We start from the raw sequence: 18,133 nt of genomic DNA on the forward strand, positions 1-18,133 counted from the left end.
CCGAATCACTCGCGCCAGCTTTTGTCGATCCGGTCGATCACCCGCACCATCGCCTGAAAATCGGGCACGCCCGGCCCCACCGGCAATTGAATCCCCGACAGGTCGCGCTGATGCACCGCGATCACCTCCGGTGCGATCTCCATGGGTGTCCCGGCCGCACCCGCCGCCACCTGGATCTCGCATGCGCGCTGGAGCGACCAATGTTTCAAAAAGGCTTCGGGCAGGGTGGAGGCCATGACCAACGTGCCATGGTTGCGCAGCATCATGACGCGCTTGGTCCCCAGATTGGCGACCAGCCGCTCGCCCTCTTCGGGGCGAATCGTGATGCCTTCGAAATCATGATAGGCGATCTGTCCGGTGAAGGCGGCGGCGTAGAAGCTGATCGGCCGCAGCCCTTCGCGGGTCGCGCTGACCGCCATCCCCGCCGTTGTGTGGGTATGAATGATGCAATGGGCGTCGGGCAGATAGCGGTGGAACACGCTATGCTGGGTGAAGCCCGCGCGATTGACCGGGTAGGGACTGCCGTCCAGCACCGTGCCATTGATGTCGATTTTGACCAGATTGGATGCGCAGACCTCCGCATAACCAAGGCCGAACGGGTTGATCAGGAAAGCATGATCCTCCCCCGGCACGCGCAGGGTGATGTGATTGTAGATCAGTTCCGACCAGCCCATATGCTCGAAAATGCGGTAGCAGGCGGCAAGCTGCTGGCGCGCTTCCCATTCGGCGGGGGACATGTCGGTGCGTTTTGCGGCGCTGGCCATGGGCGATCCTCTCTTATAGTCTTGCCCCACACCATCGACCTTTCCGGCACGGGAGTCGAGACTCTGCATGCTTAAGGGTTGATGTGCCGCGACTCTACTGGTAGGGCGCGCTCCACACGGCGTAGGGTGACCTGCGACGACTCATTGGCTTTGCTATTCGGTCGGGCTGTCGGGACGGATCATAGAATCCCGGCGAACCGCTCGTTTTCGATTGGAGATAGACGGACTTATGCAGATCATCGTTCGCGACAATAATGTCGACCAGGCCCTCCGCGCGCTCAAGAAGAAGCTGCAGCGTGAAGGCGTGTATCGCGAAATGAAGCTGCGTCGTCACTACGAGAAGCCTTCGGAAAAGCGTGCCCGTGAAAAGGCCGCTGCCGTCCGTCGCGCTCGCAAGATGGACCGCAAGCGCGCCGAACGCGACGGCGCGAAGTAAGCGCCGTTCGGGGCGGCATGGGCCGTCCCGTTTTCCTGCTGCTATCCCGCCCCTAATTGCGAGACTTGTTGCCATGTCCACGACGGCTGTTCCCCTTCGTTCCATCGCCAAGGGGTCGCTTACGCGCCTCTGGATCGGTATCGCTGCGGTTGCTCTTGCGGCGGGTGGTCTCGCCTGGGCAGGCCAGCAGCATGTGCCCGCCTCTCCTGCCGCCTTCCTGTCGGATAATGCCAAGGCCGATGGTGTGGTGACGACCGAATCGGGCCTGCAGTATAAGGTGCTGAGCGAAGGCACTGGCCCCAGCCCGACCACCGCCGACGTGGCGCTTGTGGGCTATAAGGGCACTTTGCTCGACGGCACCGTCTTTGACGAGAATCCGCAGGCGCCCATGCCGGTCGATGGCGTCGTGCCAGGCTTCTCGGAAGGCCTGCAGAAGATGAAGAAGGGCGGCAAATACCGTCTGTGGATTCCGGCAGAACTGGGCTATGGCGATCAGGCCGCTGGCCCGATCCCGGCCGGGTCCGTGCTGATGTTTGACGTCGAACTGCACGACTTCAAGTCCCGCGCCGAAATCATGCAGATGCAGCAGATGATGCAGCAACAGCAGGGTAGCGCGCCGGGTGCAGCGCCCCAGCCGATGCCGGGCAACTGACCGCCAAAGCCAAATGAGATAAGAAAAAGGGGCCGCAATCGGCCCCTTTTTTGTGCGTTGCGGGTAAACAGGCGAAAGCGAATTTACCCCGGATAGCGGATCGCCATTACCTCATATTCCTTTTCGCCCGATGGCAGTATGACGCGGCGCACGTCGCCTATAGCGGCGCCGCGCAGGGCGCGGGCGATGGGGGAGGACCAGCCGATGCGGCCTGCATCGACATCGGTTTCGTCATTGCCGACCAGCGTGACGGTGCGATGGGCGTCATCCTCGTCGGCGATGGTGACGGTCGCGCCGAAATAGACGCGGTTCTGGTCGGGCTGCTGCCGCGCATCGACGACCTTGGCATCCTTCATCTTCTTCGACAGGCGCTTCAACTGCCCGTCAATCTCGCGCATCCGCTTGCGGCCGTAGAGATAGTCGCCATTTTCGCTACGGTCGCCATTACCCGCCGCCCAACTCACCACCTCGACCACCGCCGGGCGCTCGACGCCCAGCAGATGGTCATATTCGGCCCGCAGTTTCGCAAAGCCTTCGGGCGAGATGTAATTGGGATAGGGGGTGGTCATCGGATGACCCTATCGCGTGTCACGGGCTTTAATCAATTTTGTTCGCGCGGAGGCGCGGAGACGTGGAGAAGAAAGGAGAAGGCCGCCTATTCTTCTCCGCGTCTCCGCGCCTCCGCGTGAACCAAAATCACCCTGGCGTCTGCTTGCCGAGATAGCGGCTCAGCACCGCGCTCGTGCCGCGGAACCGCGCCCGTTCCGGGTTCATCGCTTCATAGACCACGGCATTTTCCAGCACCCGCTGCACATAATTGCGGGTCTCGAAAATCGGAATCTGCTCGATCCAGCGGAGCATGTCGGCCCCCGGCATACGGGGGTCGCCATTGGCGCGAACCCATTTGTTCACATTGCCAGGACCGGCATTATAGGCAGCGACCGCCAAAGGGTAGGAGCCGCCATAATAATCGAGCATTCGCTGAAAATAGCCTGATCCCAGCATGATATTATAGCTGGGGTCGTTGAGCGAAGCGGGGTCGTACCCCATGCCCATCTTGCCAGCCTGCTCGCGCGCCGTGCCCGGCATCAATTGCATCAGGCCGCGCGCGCCCGCATGACTGACGATCTGCTTGTCGAACTGGCTCTCCTGCCGCGCGATGGCGTGGATCATGGTCCAGCTATGCTGCGCTTGCGCCGGCACGGGCACGCGCGGGAAGGCGGTCGCGCCATAGCCTGTCAGGCCGCTCGATACCGCGCGGCGACCGACCATGACGCTCATGTCGGGGCGACCGATCGCATCGGCGAGCTGTCCCGCGAGAATATGATCGACATCATTGTCGGCATTATTGGCAATAGCGCGGGCAAAGAGTCCCTGATCCTGCCAATAGCCCATCTGACCCAGCGCCTTGACCGCGCGGACCACGGAGCGAGCTTCAAAAGCAGCGCGATCAGCGGCGGAAATCTGCACCGGCCGTTCTGCGGCGGGTGGCGGCGGAATTGGACGACCCAGTCGTTCAAGCGACAATTGCCCGTAAAATTGATCGGGATAGATACCAGCCTGACCGAAATAATTGTTGGCCGTCGCGGCATCGCCCGCCTGGAGCGCGGCGCGGCCGGCCCAATAATAGCCCTTCGATTTGGTCTGCGGCGATTTGGCGGCTTCGGCATAGCGGCGGAACATCGTCATCGCGTCGGTGGGGCGATTGAGATTGTAGAAGGCCGTCGTGCCCGCCAGCCAGGCAAGGCTGGTATAATCGTCGCGCACGCCAAGCGCCATGTCGCTGACATCGCTGCCAGATGGCACGGCGTCGTCAATCTTGCTGGCGATGCCATAGGCGAAACTCCATTGGCTATCATTGGCGGCGGCACGCGCCTGCCCCAACAGCGCTTCATAGAATTTCTCGGCGTCGGTGGGCCGATAGGTCAGGGGCGCGCGGTTTGCCAGATATTGGCGCGCCGCCACCCAATTGCCCGTATCGCGCAGCCAGACCGCCTTGTCGGCGACGAAGCCCGCATCGCTGGCACCAATGGGTTCGGCTGCCTGCATCAGCATGGCCGCGTCATTGCTCTTGCGGCGAAAGGCGATGCGCGCCTGATAGATAGGGCGGCGGGCAGGGCTGACATAGGCCAATATCCGCTCCGCGCCGCTGACGTCATTGCCCCAGAGCAATTTGTCGGCGCGTTGATCATGATCGGCGGCGGACAGGCCGGTGCCGAACAGGGAGAGGAGCCGGGCTTCGTCGGCGGCGCTGAGCGATCCGCCAATCCAGGCATTGCGCGCCGCGACCCGCGCTTCGTCCATCCGGCCGACCTGCATCAGCGCTGTGGCATTGCGGGCATGGCCAACCCCCGTGCGCGCCGGGAAGCGCGCGAAGAAGGCCGTGACCTGGCGTGGATCATAGCTGTCGGGATTGATCCCTGTTTCCGCCAGCCGCCGCATCCGGTCCTCGCCCGGCCAGCCAGGGTGGGTCGTGATAAAGCCGGCATAGGCGGAAAAGCCAAGCCCATCGCTCTGCTGGAGCGCGCGCCACTGGCTGATCGTCGCGGTGATCGCGCTGTCGCTCGGTTGGCCGACGCGGCTGGCGACCTGATTCCAGGGGCTGGGGCCGCTGTCGCCCTTCGGGAGCGGCTGGACCACCGCGCCGGGCGGGAAGGGCGATGGCGCGGAGGGCTGTCCGTCGGTCTGTGCGCTGGCACCGGCGGTAAACAGCAAAAGGGCAATAAGAGGCATGCGAATCAGGGTACTTTCGACAGGAGGGGGCGTCGACATGCTGGACATAATCGCAATTGCATCCTTATCAGGCCCTGAATGACGCGCTATAGCGCGCCGCTTGCCCGATCATGCCCCGGCCGCCCGGAGAATTGAAGGAGTTAAATCATGTTTTCCGGCTCAATTCCGGCTCTGGTGACCCCGTTTCGCGACGGACGGGTGGATGAGGGGGCGTTTCGCGCGCTGGTCGACTGGCAGATTGCGGAAGGTTCGAGCGCGCTCGTACCCTGCGGCACGACCGGCGAAAGCGCAACCATGACGGTCGAGGAGCATAATCGCGTCATCGCGATCTGCGTCGATCAGGCGGCAGGCCGCGTGCCGGTGATCGCAGGCTGCGGCTCCAACGACACGCGCATCGCTCTGGAACATATGTATGCCGCGCAAGGGGCAGGGGCCGATGCTGCGCTGGTGGTCGCGCCTTACTATAACAAGCCCAATCAGGATGGCGTCTATCAGCATTTCGCTTATCTGGCCGAACGCTGCGCCCTGCCTATCATCCTCTATAATGTGCCCAGCCGCACCATTACCGACATCGGCGTGCCGGTGATTCATCGCCTGTCGGAGGAATTTCAGACGATCGTGGGCATCAAGGATGCGACCGGCAATCTCGGCCGCGTCACCGCGCAACGGCTCGCCTGCCGCCCGGATTTCTGCCAATTGTCGGGCAATGACGAAACCGCGCTGGGATTCAACGCCATGGGCGGAAAAGGGTGCATTTCCGTCACCGCCAATGTCGCGCCGCGTCTGTGCGCCGATTTCCAGGCAGCCTGCGCCGCGCATGATTGGGATGGTGCCTTGGCGTTGCAGGATCGTCTCTATCCCCTGCATGATGCTCTGTTCAGCGATTCTTCACCTGGCCCGGTCAAATATGCGCTCACGCGCGTTCGCCCCGACATGCCCGGCGACGTCCGCCTGCCGATCACCTGGCCGTCGGAATCGAGCCGGTCGGCGGTCGATCGCGCGCTGGAGATTGCGGGACTGGTTTAAGAGTGACAAAGCCCCATATTACCCGTTCGCCCTGAGCGAAGTCGAAGGGCTCGGCCGAGCAACGCGAGGCACTTCGCTCCGCTCAGTAGAAGGCTTCGACTTCGTTCAGCCCGAACGGGTGTTGAGAATTAGGTATTAGATTCATTTTATGGCCCGCCCGCGTCCCGTCACTTTCGACAAGAAGAAGATCGTCGCCGAAAACCGGCGCGCCCGGTTCGATTATTTTATCGAGGACGTGTTCGAAGCGGGCATCGCCCTGCAAGGGACCGAGGTGAAGGCGCTGCGCGGCGGCGAGGGCAATATCGCCGAAAGCTATGCCGAGGTGAAGGGCAATCAGGTGTTCCTGGTCAACAGCAACATCCCCGAATATAGCCATGGTAACCGCGAAAATCATGAACCTAAGCGGCCCCGCAAGCTGTTGCTGCACGAACGAGAGATCGAAAAAATGCACAGCGCCGTGTCGCGCAAGGGCATGACGCTGGTCCCGCTGATGGTCTATTTCAACAGCCAGGGCCGGGCCAAGATCGAACTGGCGCTGGCCAAGGGCAAGCAGACCCACGACAAGCGCGAGACGATCAAGGACCGCGACTGGAAGCGCGACCAGCAGCGCATCATGCGGGACAAGGGCTGATGGACAATCGCTTCAGCCGCTGGTGGCACGCCAACGCCCCGACCCGCGAGTCGCTGGAGCATAACAAGTTTCTGGCACCCGTCGCGCATCGGGTGCTGGAACCCTCGCTCTGGCGCTTTACCCGCCGGTCTGTGCCGCGCGGGGTGGCCTTGGGTCTGCTGGTCGGCATCTTCCTGCTGATTCCCGGCATTCAGATTGCCGGGGCCGCGCTGCTGGCGCTGCCATTCCGGGCGAATATCCCGGTAGCGGCGGCCATGACCTTCCTCTCCAACCCCGCGACGACGCCGCTGATCCTGTGGCTCTCGGTCTATATCGGCAACTGGATGCTGGGCCGCAGCGCCGATGCATCGGGCTTCATGGCGCTGGTCGATGACCATGCGACGATCGGCCAATGGACTGCCTGGCTGGTGTCGGAAGCCGCGCCTGCGATGCTGCTGGGCCTCGCGATCATATCGGTGGTGGCGGCGATCGTCGGCTATGTCTTGGCCGACTGGTTCTGGCGTCATCGCATGGGCCGCAAGTGGCAAGCGCGCAAATTGAGGATTGGCAAGGTCCACGAAAGCAGCGCAAGGGAAGAAATCGCGCCGGTCTGAACCGGGGCGATAGGGAACCAATGCTGGTGCAAGGGGAAGGCCGATCATGGCCGCGCGGCTGAACAAGGATGGAGAAGCATGGCTGACGCAGCCATCTTCGCGCCTCGCGCTGCCGCTGTTGCTGCTGGCCGCCTTGCTGTCGGCCGCGCTTATTTTCTACGTCATCGGGGATGTGGTGCTTGCGGCCGGATTTGCTGCGACCCTTTTGGTCATCGCAGCGCTGATGGCCTGGGCGCGCCGCCTTTATCCACCGCATGTCGTAGCGGGTGAGGCCACGCCTGACTGGACCGTTGCACGGGCTGCCGCCGATGCTTCAAACGTAGCGATTGCGGTTACTGATCGAGCCGGTCGGCTGGTCTGCGCCAGCGACCTGTTCGGGCAATGGTTCCCCGGCTACCCCACACCACCCGGCATTACGGGCGAAACGACGCTAACCGACAGCTTATCCCTCGCAGCGCGTGCGGCCTGGCGCGACGGGGATGCACGGGTAGAGGGGGTGGCGCAGGGCGCACTCCGGCTCGACGTTGATATCGCCCGCACGGGACGCGCGGAGGATTATCTCCTCTGGCGCTTCACCCCGGTCCGCCAGCCGAGCGCGCTGGACGACGTCCATCGGCTGCTGACCGGCGAAGCGGGCCGCCAATTGGGCGAAGCGGGCGTGATGGCCGTCATGATCGGTGGCGAAGGCCGCATCCGCGCCGCCAATGGCGCGTTTCTGTTGCGCGCGGCGGGAAGGATCGACGCCAATATCATCGGCCGCGATTTCGCCGCGCATATGCGGGTCGATGACAAGGCGCGATTGTTCCTGGCGCGCGAGGAACAGGGCGGGCTGCCGCTTCGTCTGCTCCAGGTGCCGTTGAAACGGGCGATCCAGGCCAATGGTGCGCAGGGGTCAGCGCAGGACGGCCCGATGCTGCTGCTGCTGATCGACGAGCCGGTCGGCGGGGGCGGTACATCGGCGCTGTCCTATATCGAAACGCTGCTTTCGCTGCTCCCCTTCGGTCTTGCCATGGCCGACCGCGACGGGCGGGTGCTGTTCCTCAACAACGCCTTTGCGCGGGTGGTGGGCCTCAAGCCTGGCGAAACGCCCAGCTATCCCGGCGATCTGGTGGTGCGGGAAGATCAGGCCGCCGTCGCCGACGCGGTGCGCCGCTTTGCCGTCGGCCCGCAAATGTCGGGCGACATCGCGGTGCGGATGCGCGACCAGCCCGATGAGCCGGTGGCGCTCAGCCTCGCGGGCGTGCGCGGCCTGGGCGAAGCGGCGGTGTTGCTTTCTCTCAAGGACAATAGCGAGGAGAGCAAGCTCAAGCGGCAGGTGGCGCAGGCGACCAAGATGCAGGCGATCGGCCAGCTGGCGGGTGGCGTGGCCCATGATTTCAACAATATCCTGACCGCGATCATCGGCCATTGCGACCTGATGCTGATGCGTCATGCGCCGGGCGACAGCGATTATGACGATCTTCAGCAGATCAAGTCGAACAGCAACCGGGCGGCGGGCCTGACCCGGCAATTGCTCGCCTTCTCGCGCCAGCAGACATTGCGCCCGCAAATCCTGCAACTGCCCGACATCGTCGCCGACGTGTCCAACCTCTTGAAGCGCCTGCTTGGCGAAAATGTGAAGCTGGAGGTCAATCACGGCCGCAATCTTGGCGCGGTGCGCGCCGACCCCGGCCAGATGGAGCAGGTGATCGTCAACCTGGCGGTCAATGCCCGCGACGCCATGCCCGAAGGCGGCACGCTGAATATCCAGACCTATGCCGTGCCCGCGATCAAGGTGCGGGAGATGCGCCAGCAGATATTGCCCGCCGGCGACTATAGCGCGCTGCGTGTCTCGGACACGGGGCTTGGCATACCGCCCGACATATTGGCCAAGATTTTTGAACCCTTCTTCACCACCAAGGAACTGGGCAAGGGCACCGGCCTTGGTCTTTCCACCGTCTATGGCATCGTCAAGCAATCGGGCGGCTATATCTTCGCGGAATCGGAGATGGGGCGCGGGGCGAGCTTCGTCATCTATCTGCCGGTCTATGCCGGGGCCGATGCGCAGGAGGTTGCGCCAGTCAAGGCGCCGGTCAAGCGCAGCGAGACATGGGGCACCGGCACGATCCTGCTGGTGGAGGATGAGGATATGGTGCGCGCCGTCGCGGAACGCGCGCTGACGCGGCAGGGCTATACCGTGCTGACCGCCAATGACGGCGAACAGGGGCTGGAAGTGCTGGCGAACACCGACCGGATCGACCTGCTGATCTCGGATGTCGTGATGCCCAATATGGATGGCCCGTCGATGGTGGCCGCTGCCCGGCGGGCGCGTCCCGACCTGCCGGTCTTGTTCATGTCCGGCTATGCCGAGGAACAACTGCGCAAATCAATCGACATTCCGAACGTCGCCTTCCTGCCCAAGCCCTTTTCGGTCAGCCAGTTGGCGGAGGCCGCGCGCGACGCGCTGGGTGTAGGATCGTTGGCCGATTAGCATATGCGCCATCGCGCCAATTATGCTGGGCAAGCCCGCAGCGATACGGTAGCGGACGATGATCGAAAACAGGGGAACCCCGCACATGACTGAAGGCAAGAGCATTTTGATCGTCGAGGATGAAGCGATGATCGGGATGATGCTGGAAGATTATCTCGACGCATTGGGGTACCGGCTCCATGCGGTGGCGGCGAGCGTTGATGAAGCCTGCGATCATGTGCGCCAGGGCGGGTTTGACGCCGCTCTGGTTGATTGCAATCTTCATGGTGAAAAAAGCTGGCCTGTTGCCGACCTGTTGGCGCAACAGTCGATCCCCTTCGTTTTTGCGACAGGCGGCATGGCGGACGACCTTCCGCCGACCCATGCCGACCGTCCGACATTGGCCAAGCCGTTTACGATCGGCGCGGTCGAGCGGGCGCTTGGCAAGATATTCGCCACGCAATAGGAAATTTCCGTTCCCCTCTTGTTCTATTAGAACAAAAGAGATACATCATGGCCAAGACGCCGACCGAGTCGGCGGCTCCGCTTGACAGGAGATTGGCTCATGACCGCAATGCTATCCCTCATCGATTCCAAGAAGAACGGGACTATGGACAGACAGAAAGCATTGGACGCGGCGCTGGCGCAGATCGACCGCGCCTTCGGCAAGGGCAGCGCGATGAAGCTGGGGTCGCGCGAAAAGCTGGAGATCGAGGCCATCTCGACCGGCTCGCTTGGCCTCGACATTGCGCTTGGCATTGGCGGCCTGCCCAAGGGGCGGATCATCGAGATTTATGGGCCGGAAAGCTCCGGCAAGACGACCTTGGCGCTGCACGCTATTGCCGAAGCGCAGAAGATTGGCGGCACGGCGGCATTCGTCGACGCCGAACATGCGCTTGATCCGGGCTATGCCAAGAAACTGGGCGTCAACATCGACGAACTGATCGTGTCGCAGCCCGATACGGGCGAGCAGGCACTGGAAATCGTCGATACGCTGGTGCGCTCCAATGCCATTGACATACTGGTGATCGATTCGGTCGCGGCGCTGGTGCCGCGCGCGGAAATCGAGGGCGAGATGGGCGACAGCCATGTCGGCCTGCAGGCGCGCCTCATGTCCCAGGCGCTGCGCAAGCTGACCGGATCGATCTCGCGTTCCAAATGTATGGTCATCTTCATCAACCAGGTGCGGATGAAGATCGGCGTGATGTACGGCAACCCGGAAACCACGACCGGCGGCAACGCGCTCAAATTCTACGCCTCGGTCCGCCTCGACATCCGTCGCACCGGCCAGATCAAGGATCGGGACGATATCGTCGGCAACGCAACCCGCGTGAAAGTGGTCAAGAACAAGGTCGCCCCGCCGTTCAAGCAGGTCGAATTCGACATCATGTATGGCGAAGGCATTTCGAAGATCGGTGAGATTCTCGATCTCGGCGTCAAGGCCGGGATCGTCGAGAAGTCGGGTGCCTGGTTCTCCTACGATTCGATCCGCATCGGCCAGGGCCGCGAAAATTCCAAGACCTTCCTCAAGGGCAATCCCGAACTGGCCGACAAGCTGGAAAAGGCGATCCGCGGCAAGACCGAAGCGGTAGCCGAAGCCCTGATGACTGGACCCGAAGCGGATTACGATGACGAATAAGGGCTGATATTCTTGTCCGGTCGGATCAGCCGGATGAGACAGCCCGGTTCGTTCGCGCTTTTGCTTCACGCACTGAAAAGGCCCGTCCCGTGGTGGGGCGGGCCTTTTACCGTGATCGGCCCAGCGGGAACGCTTCCCTTTCCGATAGGATCAGCCGGGCGCAAGATTATGTCGAAATGTGCGGGAAAAGTGCGAAGTTAAGCGCCAGCCACCATCGTCCTTGCCTTGTGCCTGCGGCTTCGCAATGCTGCTTTTGGAGCATGCGGGCCCGGAAACCCTATCCGCGCGTTTGGCGCATATTCCCTGACAGAAAGGCATCCCATGCGCGTCGCGATCGAAGCGATACTGGACTATGATTTCGCCCAGCCAACCGACGTGCTCCTTGCGGTGGAAGCCGCCGCGATGCCCGACCAGCGTATCGTCGAACAGTCCCATATCATCCAGAACGCTGGCCCGCTGACCAACAAGGTCGGCGGTAGTGGTGTGGGCCGTCGCACCTGGACGCGGACTGGCACGGGCCGGATGGTCAGCACGTTCCGCGCGACGGTGGATGTGGAACGGCCGACGGTGGACATTGCGACCCTGAACAAAAGTCCGCTACCCAGCCTGCCCGAAGAGGTGCTGCCCTTTATCTGGCCTAGCCGCTATTGCGAGGCCGACCGTTTCGTCAGCTTCGTCTGCGGCCATTTCCCTGATCTGGAAGGCGGTGCGCTTGTGCAGGCCTTGATCCAGTGGGTGAACGAGAATCTGGTCTATGTCTCCGGCAGCTCCGACGCCACCACGACGGCCGCCGACACCTTCGTCGCGCAACAGGGCGTCTGTCGTGACTTCGCCCATCTGACGGCCGCCCTCATCCGCTCGCGCGACATTCCCGCGCGGCTGGTATCGGTCTATGCGCTTGGTCTTGAACCGCCGGACTTTCATGCCGTGGTTGAAGTCTGGCTCGACGGCGCCTGGCATCTGGTCGATTCGACGGGCCTTGCGCCTGTTGAAACCATGGTCCGCATCGCCGTTGGCCGCGACGCCACCGATATCGCCTTCATGACCATCTTCGGCGGCGGCCAGATGAACGCCCAGTCGATCAGTGTCACGCAGGTCGACGCCGAATAATCGTTCGATGGGGCGGCCCGGTCGTCGCCCCACTCCAACCATCGCTCCCACATTGACAGCGGCACCACTTACCCCGAAAAAGAACATAAAGGGAACAGGTGGAATGGCCGAGTCGATTCACAGTCTCGCCGCGCTTAAGCGGCATATCGCCACGCTGGACCGCGCGCCAGCGGCGGAGGCCTCGCCGCGCTTCACCTGTGGCCCGGCAATGATGGACGCCGCGCTGGGCGGCGGACTGGCGCAAGGGCGCGTGCATGAGATTTTCGCCAGCGTCGAAGAGGAAGGCGCCGCCGCTGGCCTCGCCCTGCTCTGGATGCGCCAGGCCGGGCGCGACGCCCCCTTATTGTGGCTGCGCAGCGCGACGGCAGTGCGGGTGGCGGGCGCGCCTTATGGTCCGGGGCTGGCGGCGCTGGGGCTGGACCCGCAACACTTGTTGATCGGCATGATGGCCGACGACGCGATGTTGCTGCGCGCCGCCGTGGATGCGCTGCACTGTCCCGCCCTGGGCGCGCTGCTCATTGACCTGCGCGGCCCCGCGCCCTTGCTCGACCTGACCGCTAGCCGCCGACTGGCGCTGGCGGCGGAGACATCGGGCGTGACCGCGCTGCTGCTGCGGATCGGCGGTGATCCCGTGCCCAGTGCGGCCGAAACGCGCTGGCGCGTGGCGGCGGCCCCCTCCGCCCCGCTGCCGGGCCAGGCACCGGGCCAAAGCGCCTTCGACGTCACCCTGCTGCGCCGCCGGGCAGGGCCGGACGGGATGACGTGGCGACTGACCTGGGACAGCAACAAGGGCGAATTTGGAGACGCGGCAGATGAACGCCATGACGATGACGACATCCGCAACGCGCCGCTATCTGGCGCTGCATTTTCCCTTCCTGGCGCTGGACCGGCTGCGGGTCGCGCGGCCTGATCAATGGGCGACGGGCGGCAACGGCCCGGCGGTCATTGTCGAACCCGTGCGCGGTGCGATGCGGCTGGCGAGCGTCGATGCCGACGGGTTGGCGATCGGCCTGCACCCGGCCATGACCTTGGCCGACGCGCGCGCCCGCGAACCGGACCTGCGCGTGTTCGATGCCCAGCCTCATGCCGATCAGGATTGGCTCGAACGGCTGTGCGATGGCTGCGGGCGCTATACCCCCAATGCCGCGCTTGATGGTCCCGATGGGCTGATGCTCGATATCAGCGGCTGCGATCATCTATGGGGTGGGGAAGAAGCGCTGGCGCGTGACGCGGCTGACCGGCTGGAGCGCTATGGCATGCGCGTGCGCCATGCGATCGCCGCCAGTCCCGAAGCCGCCCACGCGCTCGCCCGCTTTCCCGTGCCCCCCGCGCCCGACGAAGCGGCAACGATCCGCCGCCTGCCGGTGGAGGCGCTACGGCTGGAGGCGGAAAGCGCGGTGGCGCTGCGCCGCGCGGGCCTGCGGACGGTGGGCGATCTTGCGGCCCGCCCCGCCGCGACCCTGGCGGCGCGCTTCGGGGCGGAAGCGGTCGATGCGCTCCATGCGCTGTTGGGCTTGGGGCATCGCCCGCTCGCGCCCCGCCGCGTCCGCCCCGCCATCCGCATCGACCGCCGCTTTGCCGAACCGATCGGCAGCACCGCCTATGCGCTCAAGCGGCTGGAGGATATGGCCGCCGAAGCCGGCGAACAACTGGCCGAACGGGGGCAGGGCGGTCGTCGGTTCGAAGCGGTCTTTTTTCGCAGCGATGGCCTCGCCTTCCCACTGCGCGTCGAAACTGGCCTGCCCGTGCGCGATGCCCCGTCCATCCTGCGGCTGATGCGCGAGCGGATCGACACCCTGTCCGATCCCATAGATCCCGGCTTCGGCTTCGACATGTTGCGCCTCACCGTGCCGCTGGCCGAGCCGATGGCCGCGACTCAATTGGCGTTGGAAGGGGGCGAAGCGCGCAAGGGCGAAAGCGTGGCGACGCTGGTCGATCGGCTGTCGATCCGGGCCGGGCGCGGACGCATCCAGCGGCTGGTACCACGCGACAGCCATATTCCCGAACAAGCGCAACTGGCACTGCCCGCCGTAGAAGTCCGCGCGCCCGCCGACTGGGGACCGGTCGGCGAACCGGGCGATCCGCCGCTGCGCCCTATCCATTTGTTCGATCCGCCCCAGTCGATCGACGTGGTCGCTGGCGTGCCCGACGGCCCGCCCCACCGCTTCCGCTGGCGCCGCGCCTTGCATGATGTGGTCCGCTTTGAAGGCCCCGAACGGATCGCGCCCGAATGGTGGCGCGCGAAGGATGGCGCGATCGAGGGGGACAGCATCGGCAAGACGCGCGACTATTACCGCGTCGAGGATGCACGCGGCCGCCGCTACTGGCTGTTCCGCCACGGCCTCTACGGCGCGGAGACGCCCGACCCAGGTTGGTATCTCCACGGCCTGTTCGCATGAGCGGCCGCCGCAAGGGGCCGGACCCGGCCAAGCCCAAATCGGCCGACCGGCGCGAACTGGACCAGTTCGCAGCAAAGCGTGCGGCTGGAAGGCGGGTGGAGGAGCATCGACCTCTGGACAAAGGGAGGCCAGATTTCGCCGAACTGGTGACGATGAGCCATTATAGTTTCCTGCATGGCGCATCGCATCCGGCCGACTTGGTCGGACAGGCGATCCATCTCCGCCTCAAGGCGATCGGCATTGCCGACAGGAACAGCGTGGCCGGTGTCGTTCGCGCGTATGTCGCGCTGCGTGAGGCACCGGACAAGGCGCGCGCCGCGCTGTTGAAAGCGCGGGAGGAGAAGAGCGAACCCGCTCTACTGACGCCACAGGAAGAAGCGGCATGTGAAACCGACCTGCGGCTGATCGTTGGCGCGCGGCTGGTGTTCGTCGATGGCACGCCGGACATCATCGCCTATCCGACGACCCGTCTGGGATGGGGCCGGTTGACCCGATTGCTGACCGTGGGGAATATCCGGGCGATCAAGGGCGACTGCATCCTGCGATTCGGCGATTTGCTCGCGCATCTTGAAGATATGCTGTTGATCGTCCTGCCCTTTTCTACCGGGCAAGCGCAGCAGGCCCATCGCGCACCCCCTGTCTATGCGGCCGACGATGAAGAAGAGGATGCGTCTTCCGGACATTTGCGCCTGGTGCCGCCTGCTTCTCCACCGACATGGCAACAGGTAGCGCAACGATTGCAGGAAAAGGCACCCGGCCGCGTCTGGCTTGGCCTGTCCATGCGTTACGAAGGCCGCGATGCCCGCCATATGGCGATGATGCAAGCTGTCGCCAGGGATGTGGGCGTGCCGCTGATCGCGACGAACGACATACTCTATGCCGCCGAAACCGTGCGTCCCGTGCAGGATGTCCTGACTTGCATCAGGACGGGCAAGACCCTTAGAACAGCGGGTCGCCGATTGCACGCCAATGCCGAACGGTTTCTGAAATCGCCTGCGGAAATGGCGCGGCTCTTTGCCGCCTGCCCCGATGCCATAGTCGAAACGATCCGCCTCATCAGCCGCATCAATTTCAAGCTCAGCGACCTTCAATATGAATATCCGCACGAGCCAGTTCCCCCCGGCTGGTCACCGGACGACTGGTTGGAGGATATGGTGCGGCGGCGAGCGAAACGGCATTATGGCCGGGCGTTGCCGCAAAAAGTCAGGGCATTGATCGGCCAGGAACTGCGGCTGATCCGTATTCAGAAATATGCTTATTATTTCCTGACCGTCCATGACCTCGTCCGGTTCGCCCGCACCCGAAATCCCCCCATATTATGCCAGGGACGGGGATCGGCGGCCAATTCCATCGTCTGCTTCCTGCTGGGCGTCACATCGGTCGATCCGATGAAACATGACCTGCTCTTTTCCCGCTTCGTGTCGGAAGAGCGCGACGAGCCGCCCGACATCGACGTCGATTTCGAACATGAGCGGCGCGAGGAAGTGATGCAATATATCTATCGCCGCTATGGCCGCGAGCGGGCGGGCATCGCCGCGACCGTCATCCATTATCGGTCTCGCAGCGCGCTACGCGAAGTGGCCAAGGTGCTGGGCCTTAGCGAAGATGTGGCGATGCGCTTGTCGGCGACGATATGGGGCAGCCATTCCGGTGACCTAGGCGAAGCGCGGATTATCGACGCTGGATTTGCCCTCGATAATCCGGAGGTCGTGCGATTGCGGGGGCTGGTCGAGCAACTGATAAAAGCCCCTTTCCCACGCCATCTGTCGCAGCATGTCGGCGGTTTCGTGCTGACGCAGAATCGGTTGGACGAAACCGTGCCGATCCACAATGCCGCCATGCCCGACCGCAGTTTCATCGAGTGGGATAAGGATGATATTGATGCGCTGGGCTTGATGAAGGTCGATGTGCTGGCGCTTGGAATGCTCAGTTGTATCCGCAAGGCTTATCAACTGATGCGCTGTCACGGGCTGGGGGATCACGACCTGACGGTCGATATCAATTCCGATGACGCAGCCGTTTACGACATGCTCTGCAAGGGCGACAGCGTCGGCGTGTTTCAGGTGGAAAGCCGCGCGCAGATCAACATGCTACCGCGCCTACGCCCCCGCACCCTTTATGATCTGACGGTTCAGGTCGCGATCGTGCGGCCTGGACCGATCGAAGGAGACATGGTCCACCCCTATCTGCGGCGGCGCTGTGGGGAAGAGGAGCCGGAATTTCCGCATCCCGCGCCACCGCATAATCCCCACGAATTGAGAACATTGCTTGGGGCCACCTATGGCGTACCGCTGTTTCAGGAACAGGCGATGAAACTGGCCATCGTCGCCGCAGGCTTCACCCCGTCGGAGGCCAATCAGCTACGCCGCGCCATGGCGACATTCCGCAATGTCGGCACCATCCATCATTTCCGCGAAAAGCTGGTCAAGGGCATGACCGCGCGCGGCTATCAGCGCGATTTTGCCGAACGCTGCTTCAAGCAGATCGAAGGCTTCGGCAGCTATGGCTTCCCCGAAAGCCACGCGCTCTCCTTTGCCCGGCTGGTCTATGTGTCGGCCTGGCTCAAATGTCATCAGCCCGCGGTCTTTGCCTGCGCGCTGCTCAATTCGCAGCCGATGGGGTTCTACGCGCCCGCGCAACTGGTGCGGGACGCGCGCGCCCATGGCGTGACCGTGCAGGGCGTCGATGTGAATGCCAGCCAGTGGGACAATGGGCTGGAGCCGATCGACCGGGCGCGCCGGACCGATCGGGGGGAGGGGACGGGGAAAGCCCTCGCGCTGCGGCTGGGGTTGCGACAGGTCGATGGGTTTCGCGAAAGCTGGGCGGCGCAGATGGTGGCAGCGCGGGCCGATGCCCCCTTTACCAGTATCGAGGATCTGGCGCGCCGGGCGGGCCTGCCCGCGCGCGCTCTCCGCCTGCTGGCGGATGCCGATGCCTGCCGTTCGCTGGGGCAGGACCGGCGCGCTGCCTTATGGGAGGCACGGCGCACGCCGTCCGACGAACTGCCGCTCTTCGCCGCGGCGCGCCGACAGGATCGTGCCGCGCGCGAACTGGGTGAGGAACCGGACGCCATGCTGCCCGCCATGCCGCTCGCCGAGCAGGTGGCGACCGATTATCAGGTGACGCGCCTGTCCTTGAAAGGCCATCCGATGCAGTTTCTGCGCCCGGCCTTCGCCGCCGAGGGCGTGCTGACTTGCGCGCAGGCGAGCGCGGCCAAAAATGGCGCGCGGGTGCAGGTGGCGGGCGTGGTGCTGGTGCGGCAACGGCCGGGCAAGGGCAATGCCGTCTTCATCACGATCGAGGATGAAACCGGCGTCGCCAACATCCTGCTGTGGGCGCGGCTGTTCGAGATGCAGCGGCGCGCGGTGATGGCATCGCGGCTGATGCTGGTGGAGGGCGAAATCCAGCGCAGCAAGGAGGGCGTCGTCCACTTGATGGCTGTTCGCGTGCATGACCGCAGCGACGCGCTCAGCCGTCTGACCCACAGCGGCGACGGCACCGGCAACCCCCCACCGCGCACCGCCACCCACCCGCGCCAGGTACGGATATTGCCGGGATCGCGCGACTTTCATTGAGGGGGATGGTCCACCCAAATGGACGCCCAGCCTACTGAATGTCACCAAATCATCATGAAATAGACGTTTAATCGAAACACCAATGCCATGCCTGCGTAAGAAAAAAGCGGCACTGGCCTCTCCAAC

15 protein-coding genes are annotated in these 18,133 nt (G+C 63.8%); 12 read left to right on the plus strand and 3 right to left on the minus strand.

Annotated elements, in window-relative coordinates; genetic code table 11:
* Window positions 1–5: 5 nt before the first annotated feature.
* Window positions 6–764, minus strand: a complete 759-nt coding sequence (locus tag J2W40_RS10145; RefSeq protein ID WP_310224293.1) for a class II aldolase/adducin family protein — start codon at window positions 762–764, stop codon at window positions 6–8.
* 229 nt (window positions 765–993) lie between these two features.
* On the opposite strand from J2W40_RS10145, the gene rpsU reads away from it, so the two are divergent.
* Together rpsU and J2W40_RS10155 are read left to right on the plus strand one after the other, a co-directional pair.
* Entirely contained in the window at window positions 994–1,200 is a 207-nt protein-coding gene (gene rpsU / locus J2W40_RS10150; protein WP_006957190.1) for a 30S ribosomal protein S21, read from the plus strand.
* Between the two features lie 73 nt (window positions 1,201–1,273).
* Window positions 1,274–1,852, plus strand: a complete 579-nt coding sequence (locus tag J2W40_RS10155; RefSeq protein WP_310224299.1) for an FKBP-type peptidyl-prolyl cis-trans isomerase — start codon at window positions 1,274–1,276, stop codon at window positions 1,850–1,852.
* An 83-nt stretch (window positions 1,853–1,935) separates the two neighbouring features.
* On the opposite strand, the gene greB is transcribed toward J2W40_RS10155, so the two are convergent.
* Together greB and J2W40_RS10165 are read right to left on the minus strand one after the other, a co-directional pair.
* Window positions 1,936–2,421: a transcription elongation factor GreB gene (gene greB, locus J2W40_RS10160; RefSeq protein WP_310224301.1), complete on the minus strand. Its 486-nt coding sequence runs from the start codon at window positions 2,419–2,421 to the stop codon at window positions 1,936–1,938.
* Between the two features lie 127 nt (window positions 2,422–2,548).
* Window positions 2,549–4,633 carry a lytic transglycosylase domain-containing protein gene (locus tag J2W40_RS10165; RefSeq protein ID WP_310224303.1) on the minus strand — a complete coding sequence of 695 codons (2,085 nt, stop codon included), beginning with the start codon at window positions 4,631–4,633 and terminating at the stop codon, window positions 2,549–2,551.
* Window positions 4,634–4,732: 99 nt separating this feature from the next.
* On the opposite strand from J2W40_RS10165, the gene dapA reads away from it, so the two are divergent.
* From dapA to J2W40_RS10215, 10 genes are all read left to right on the plus strand, one after another.
* Window positions 4,733–5,611: a 4-hydroxy-tetrahydrodipicolinate synthase gene (dapA, locus tag J2W40_RS10170; protein WP_310224305.1), complete on the plus strand. Its 879-nt coding sequence runs from the start codon at window positions 4,733–4,735 to the stop codon at window positions 5,609–5,611.
* Window positions 5,612–5,759: 148 nt separating this feature from the next.
* The gene (gene smpB / locus J2W40_RS10175; protein WP_037477634.1) at window positions 5,760–6,242 is read left to right on the plus strand and encodes an SsrA-binding protein SmpB; all 483 of its coding nucleotides are present in this window, start codon (window positions 5,760–5,762) and stop codon (window positions 6,240–6,242) included.
* Complete coding sequence (locus tag J2W40_RS10180) at window positions 6,242–6,835, plus strand: DUF2062 domain-containing protein (protein ID WP_310224309.1); 594 nt, start codon at window positions 6,242–6,244, stop codon at window positions 6,833–6,835. The genes smpB and J2W40_RS10180 overlap by 1 nt, the downstream gene beginning before the upstream one ends.
* A 46-nt stretch (window positions 6,836–6,881) precedes the next feature.
* A complete protein-coding gene (locus J2W40_RS10185; RefSeq protein WP_310224311.1) occupies window positions 6,882–9,305 on the plus strand; it encodes an ATP-binding protein in 2,424 nt (807 codons plus the stop codon).
* 85 nt (window positions 9,306–9,390) lie between these two features.
* The gene (locus J2W40_RS10190; protein WP_310224313.1) at window positions 9,391–9,750 is read left to right on the plus strand and encodes a response regulator; all 360 of its coding nucleotides are present in this window, start codon (window positions 9,391–9,393) and stop codon (window positions 9,748–9,750) included.
* Window positions 9,751–9,849: 99 nt separating this feature from the next.
* Window positions 9,850–10,923 carry a recombinase RecA gene (gene recA, locus J2W40_RS10195; protein WP_310224314.1) on the plus strand — a complete coding sequence of 358 codons (1,074 nt, stop codon included), beginning with the start codon at window positions 9,850–9,852 and terminating at the stop codon, window positions 10,921–10,923.
* Between the two features lie 321 nt (window positions 10,924–11,244).
* Window positions 11,245–12,033: a transglutaminase-like domain-containing protein gene (locus J2W40_RS10200; RefSeq protein ID WP_310224316.1), complete on the plus strand. Its 789-nt coding sequence runs from the start codon at window positions 11,245–11,247 to the stop codon at window positions 12,031–12,033.
* Between the two features lie 103 nt (window positions 12,034–12,136).
* The gene (locus tag J2W40_RS10205) at window positions 12,137–12,943 is read left to right on the plus strand and encodes an ImuA family protein (protein WP_310224318.1); all 807 of its coding nucleotides are present in this window, start codon (window positions 12,137–12,139) and stop codon (window positions 12,941–12,943) included.
* Window positions 12,855–14,432, plus strand: coding sequence for a Y-family DNA polymerase (locus tag J2W40_RS10210; protein ID WP_310224459.1), 1,578 nt, complete (start codon window positions 12,855–12,857; stop codon window positions 14,430–14,432). The genes J2W40_RS10205 and J2W40_RS10210 overlap by 89 nt, the downstream gene beginning before the upstream one ends.
* Entirely contained in the window at window positions 14,429–18,007 is a 3,579-nt protein-coding gene (locus tag J2W40_RS10215; RefSeq protein ID WP_310224320.1) for an error-prone DNA polymerase, read from the plus strand. The genes J2W40_RS10210 and J2W40_RS10215 overlap by 4 nt, the downstream gene beginning before the upstream one ends.
* The last annotated feature ends 126 nt before the right edge of the window (window positions 18,008–18,133 follow it).

The sequence above is a fragment of the Sphingobium xenophagum genome (genome assembly GCF_031457465.1).
Taxonomy (GTDB): domain Bacteria; phylum Pseudomonadota; class Alphaproteobacteria; order Sphingomonadales; family Sphingomonadaceae; genus Sphingobium; species Sphingobium xenophagum_A.

Bases quoted from the DNA above. Each gene is read 5' to 3' on its own strand.
- J2W40_RS10145 (WP_310224293.1), bottom strand. From the start codon at position 764: ATGGCCAGCGCCGCAAAACGCACCGACATGTCCCCCGCCGAATGGGAA.
- rpsU (WP_006957190.1), top strand. From the start codon at position 994: ATGCAGATCATCGTTCGCGACAATAATGTCGACCAGGCCCTCCGCGCG.
- J2W40_RS10155 (WP_310224299.1), top strand. From the start codon at position 1,274: ATGTCCACGACGGCTGTTCCCCTTCGTTCCATCGCCAAGGGGTCGCTT.
- greB (WP_310224301.1), bottom strand. From the start codon at position 2,421: ATGACCACCCCCTATCCCAATTACATCTCGCCCGAAGGCTTTGCGAAA.
- J2W40_RS10165 (WP_310224303.1), bottom strand. From the start codon at position 4,633: ATGTCCAGCATGTCGACGCCCCCTCCTGTCGAAAGTACCCTGATTCGC.
- dapA (WP_310224305.1), top strand. From the start codon at position 4,733: ATGTTTTCCGGCTCAATTCCGGCTCTGGTGACCCCGTTTCGCGACGGA.
- smpB (WP_037477634.1), top strand. From the start codon at position 5,760: ATGGCCCGCCCGCGTCCCGTCACTTTCGACAAGAAGAAGATCGTCGCC.
- J2W40_RS10180 (WP_310224309.1), top strand. From the start codon at position 6,242: ATGGACAATCGCTTCAGCCGCTGGTGGCACGCCAACGCCCCGACCCGC.
- J2W40_RS10185 (WP_310224311.1), top strand. From the start codon at position 6,882: ATGGCCGCGCGGCTGAACAAGGATGGAGAAGCATGGCTGACGCAGCCA.
- J2W40_RS10190 (WP_310224313.1), top strand. From the start codon at position 9,391: ATGACTGAAGGCAAGAGCATTTTGATCGTCGAGGATGAAGCGATGATC.
- recA (WP_310224314.1), top strand. From the start codon at position 9,850: ATGACCGCAATGCTATCCCTCATCGATTCCAAGAAGAACGGGACTATG.
- J2W40_RS10200 (WP_310224316.1), top strand. From the start codon at position 11,245: ATGCGCGTCGCGATCGAAGCGATACTGGACTATGATTTCGCCCAGCCA.
- J2W40_RS10205 (WP_310224318.1), top strand. From the start codon at position 12,137: ATGGCCGAGTCGATTCACAGTCTCGCCGCGCTTAAGCGGCATATCGCC.
- J2W40_RS10210 (WP_310224459.1), top strand. From the start codon at position 12,855: ATGACGATGACGACATCCGCAACGCGCCGCTATCTGGCGCTGCATTTT.
- J2W40_RS10215 (WP_310224320.1), top strand. From the start codon at position 14,429: ATGAGCGGCCGCCGCAAGGGGCCGGACCCGGCCAAGCCCAAATCGGCC.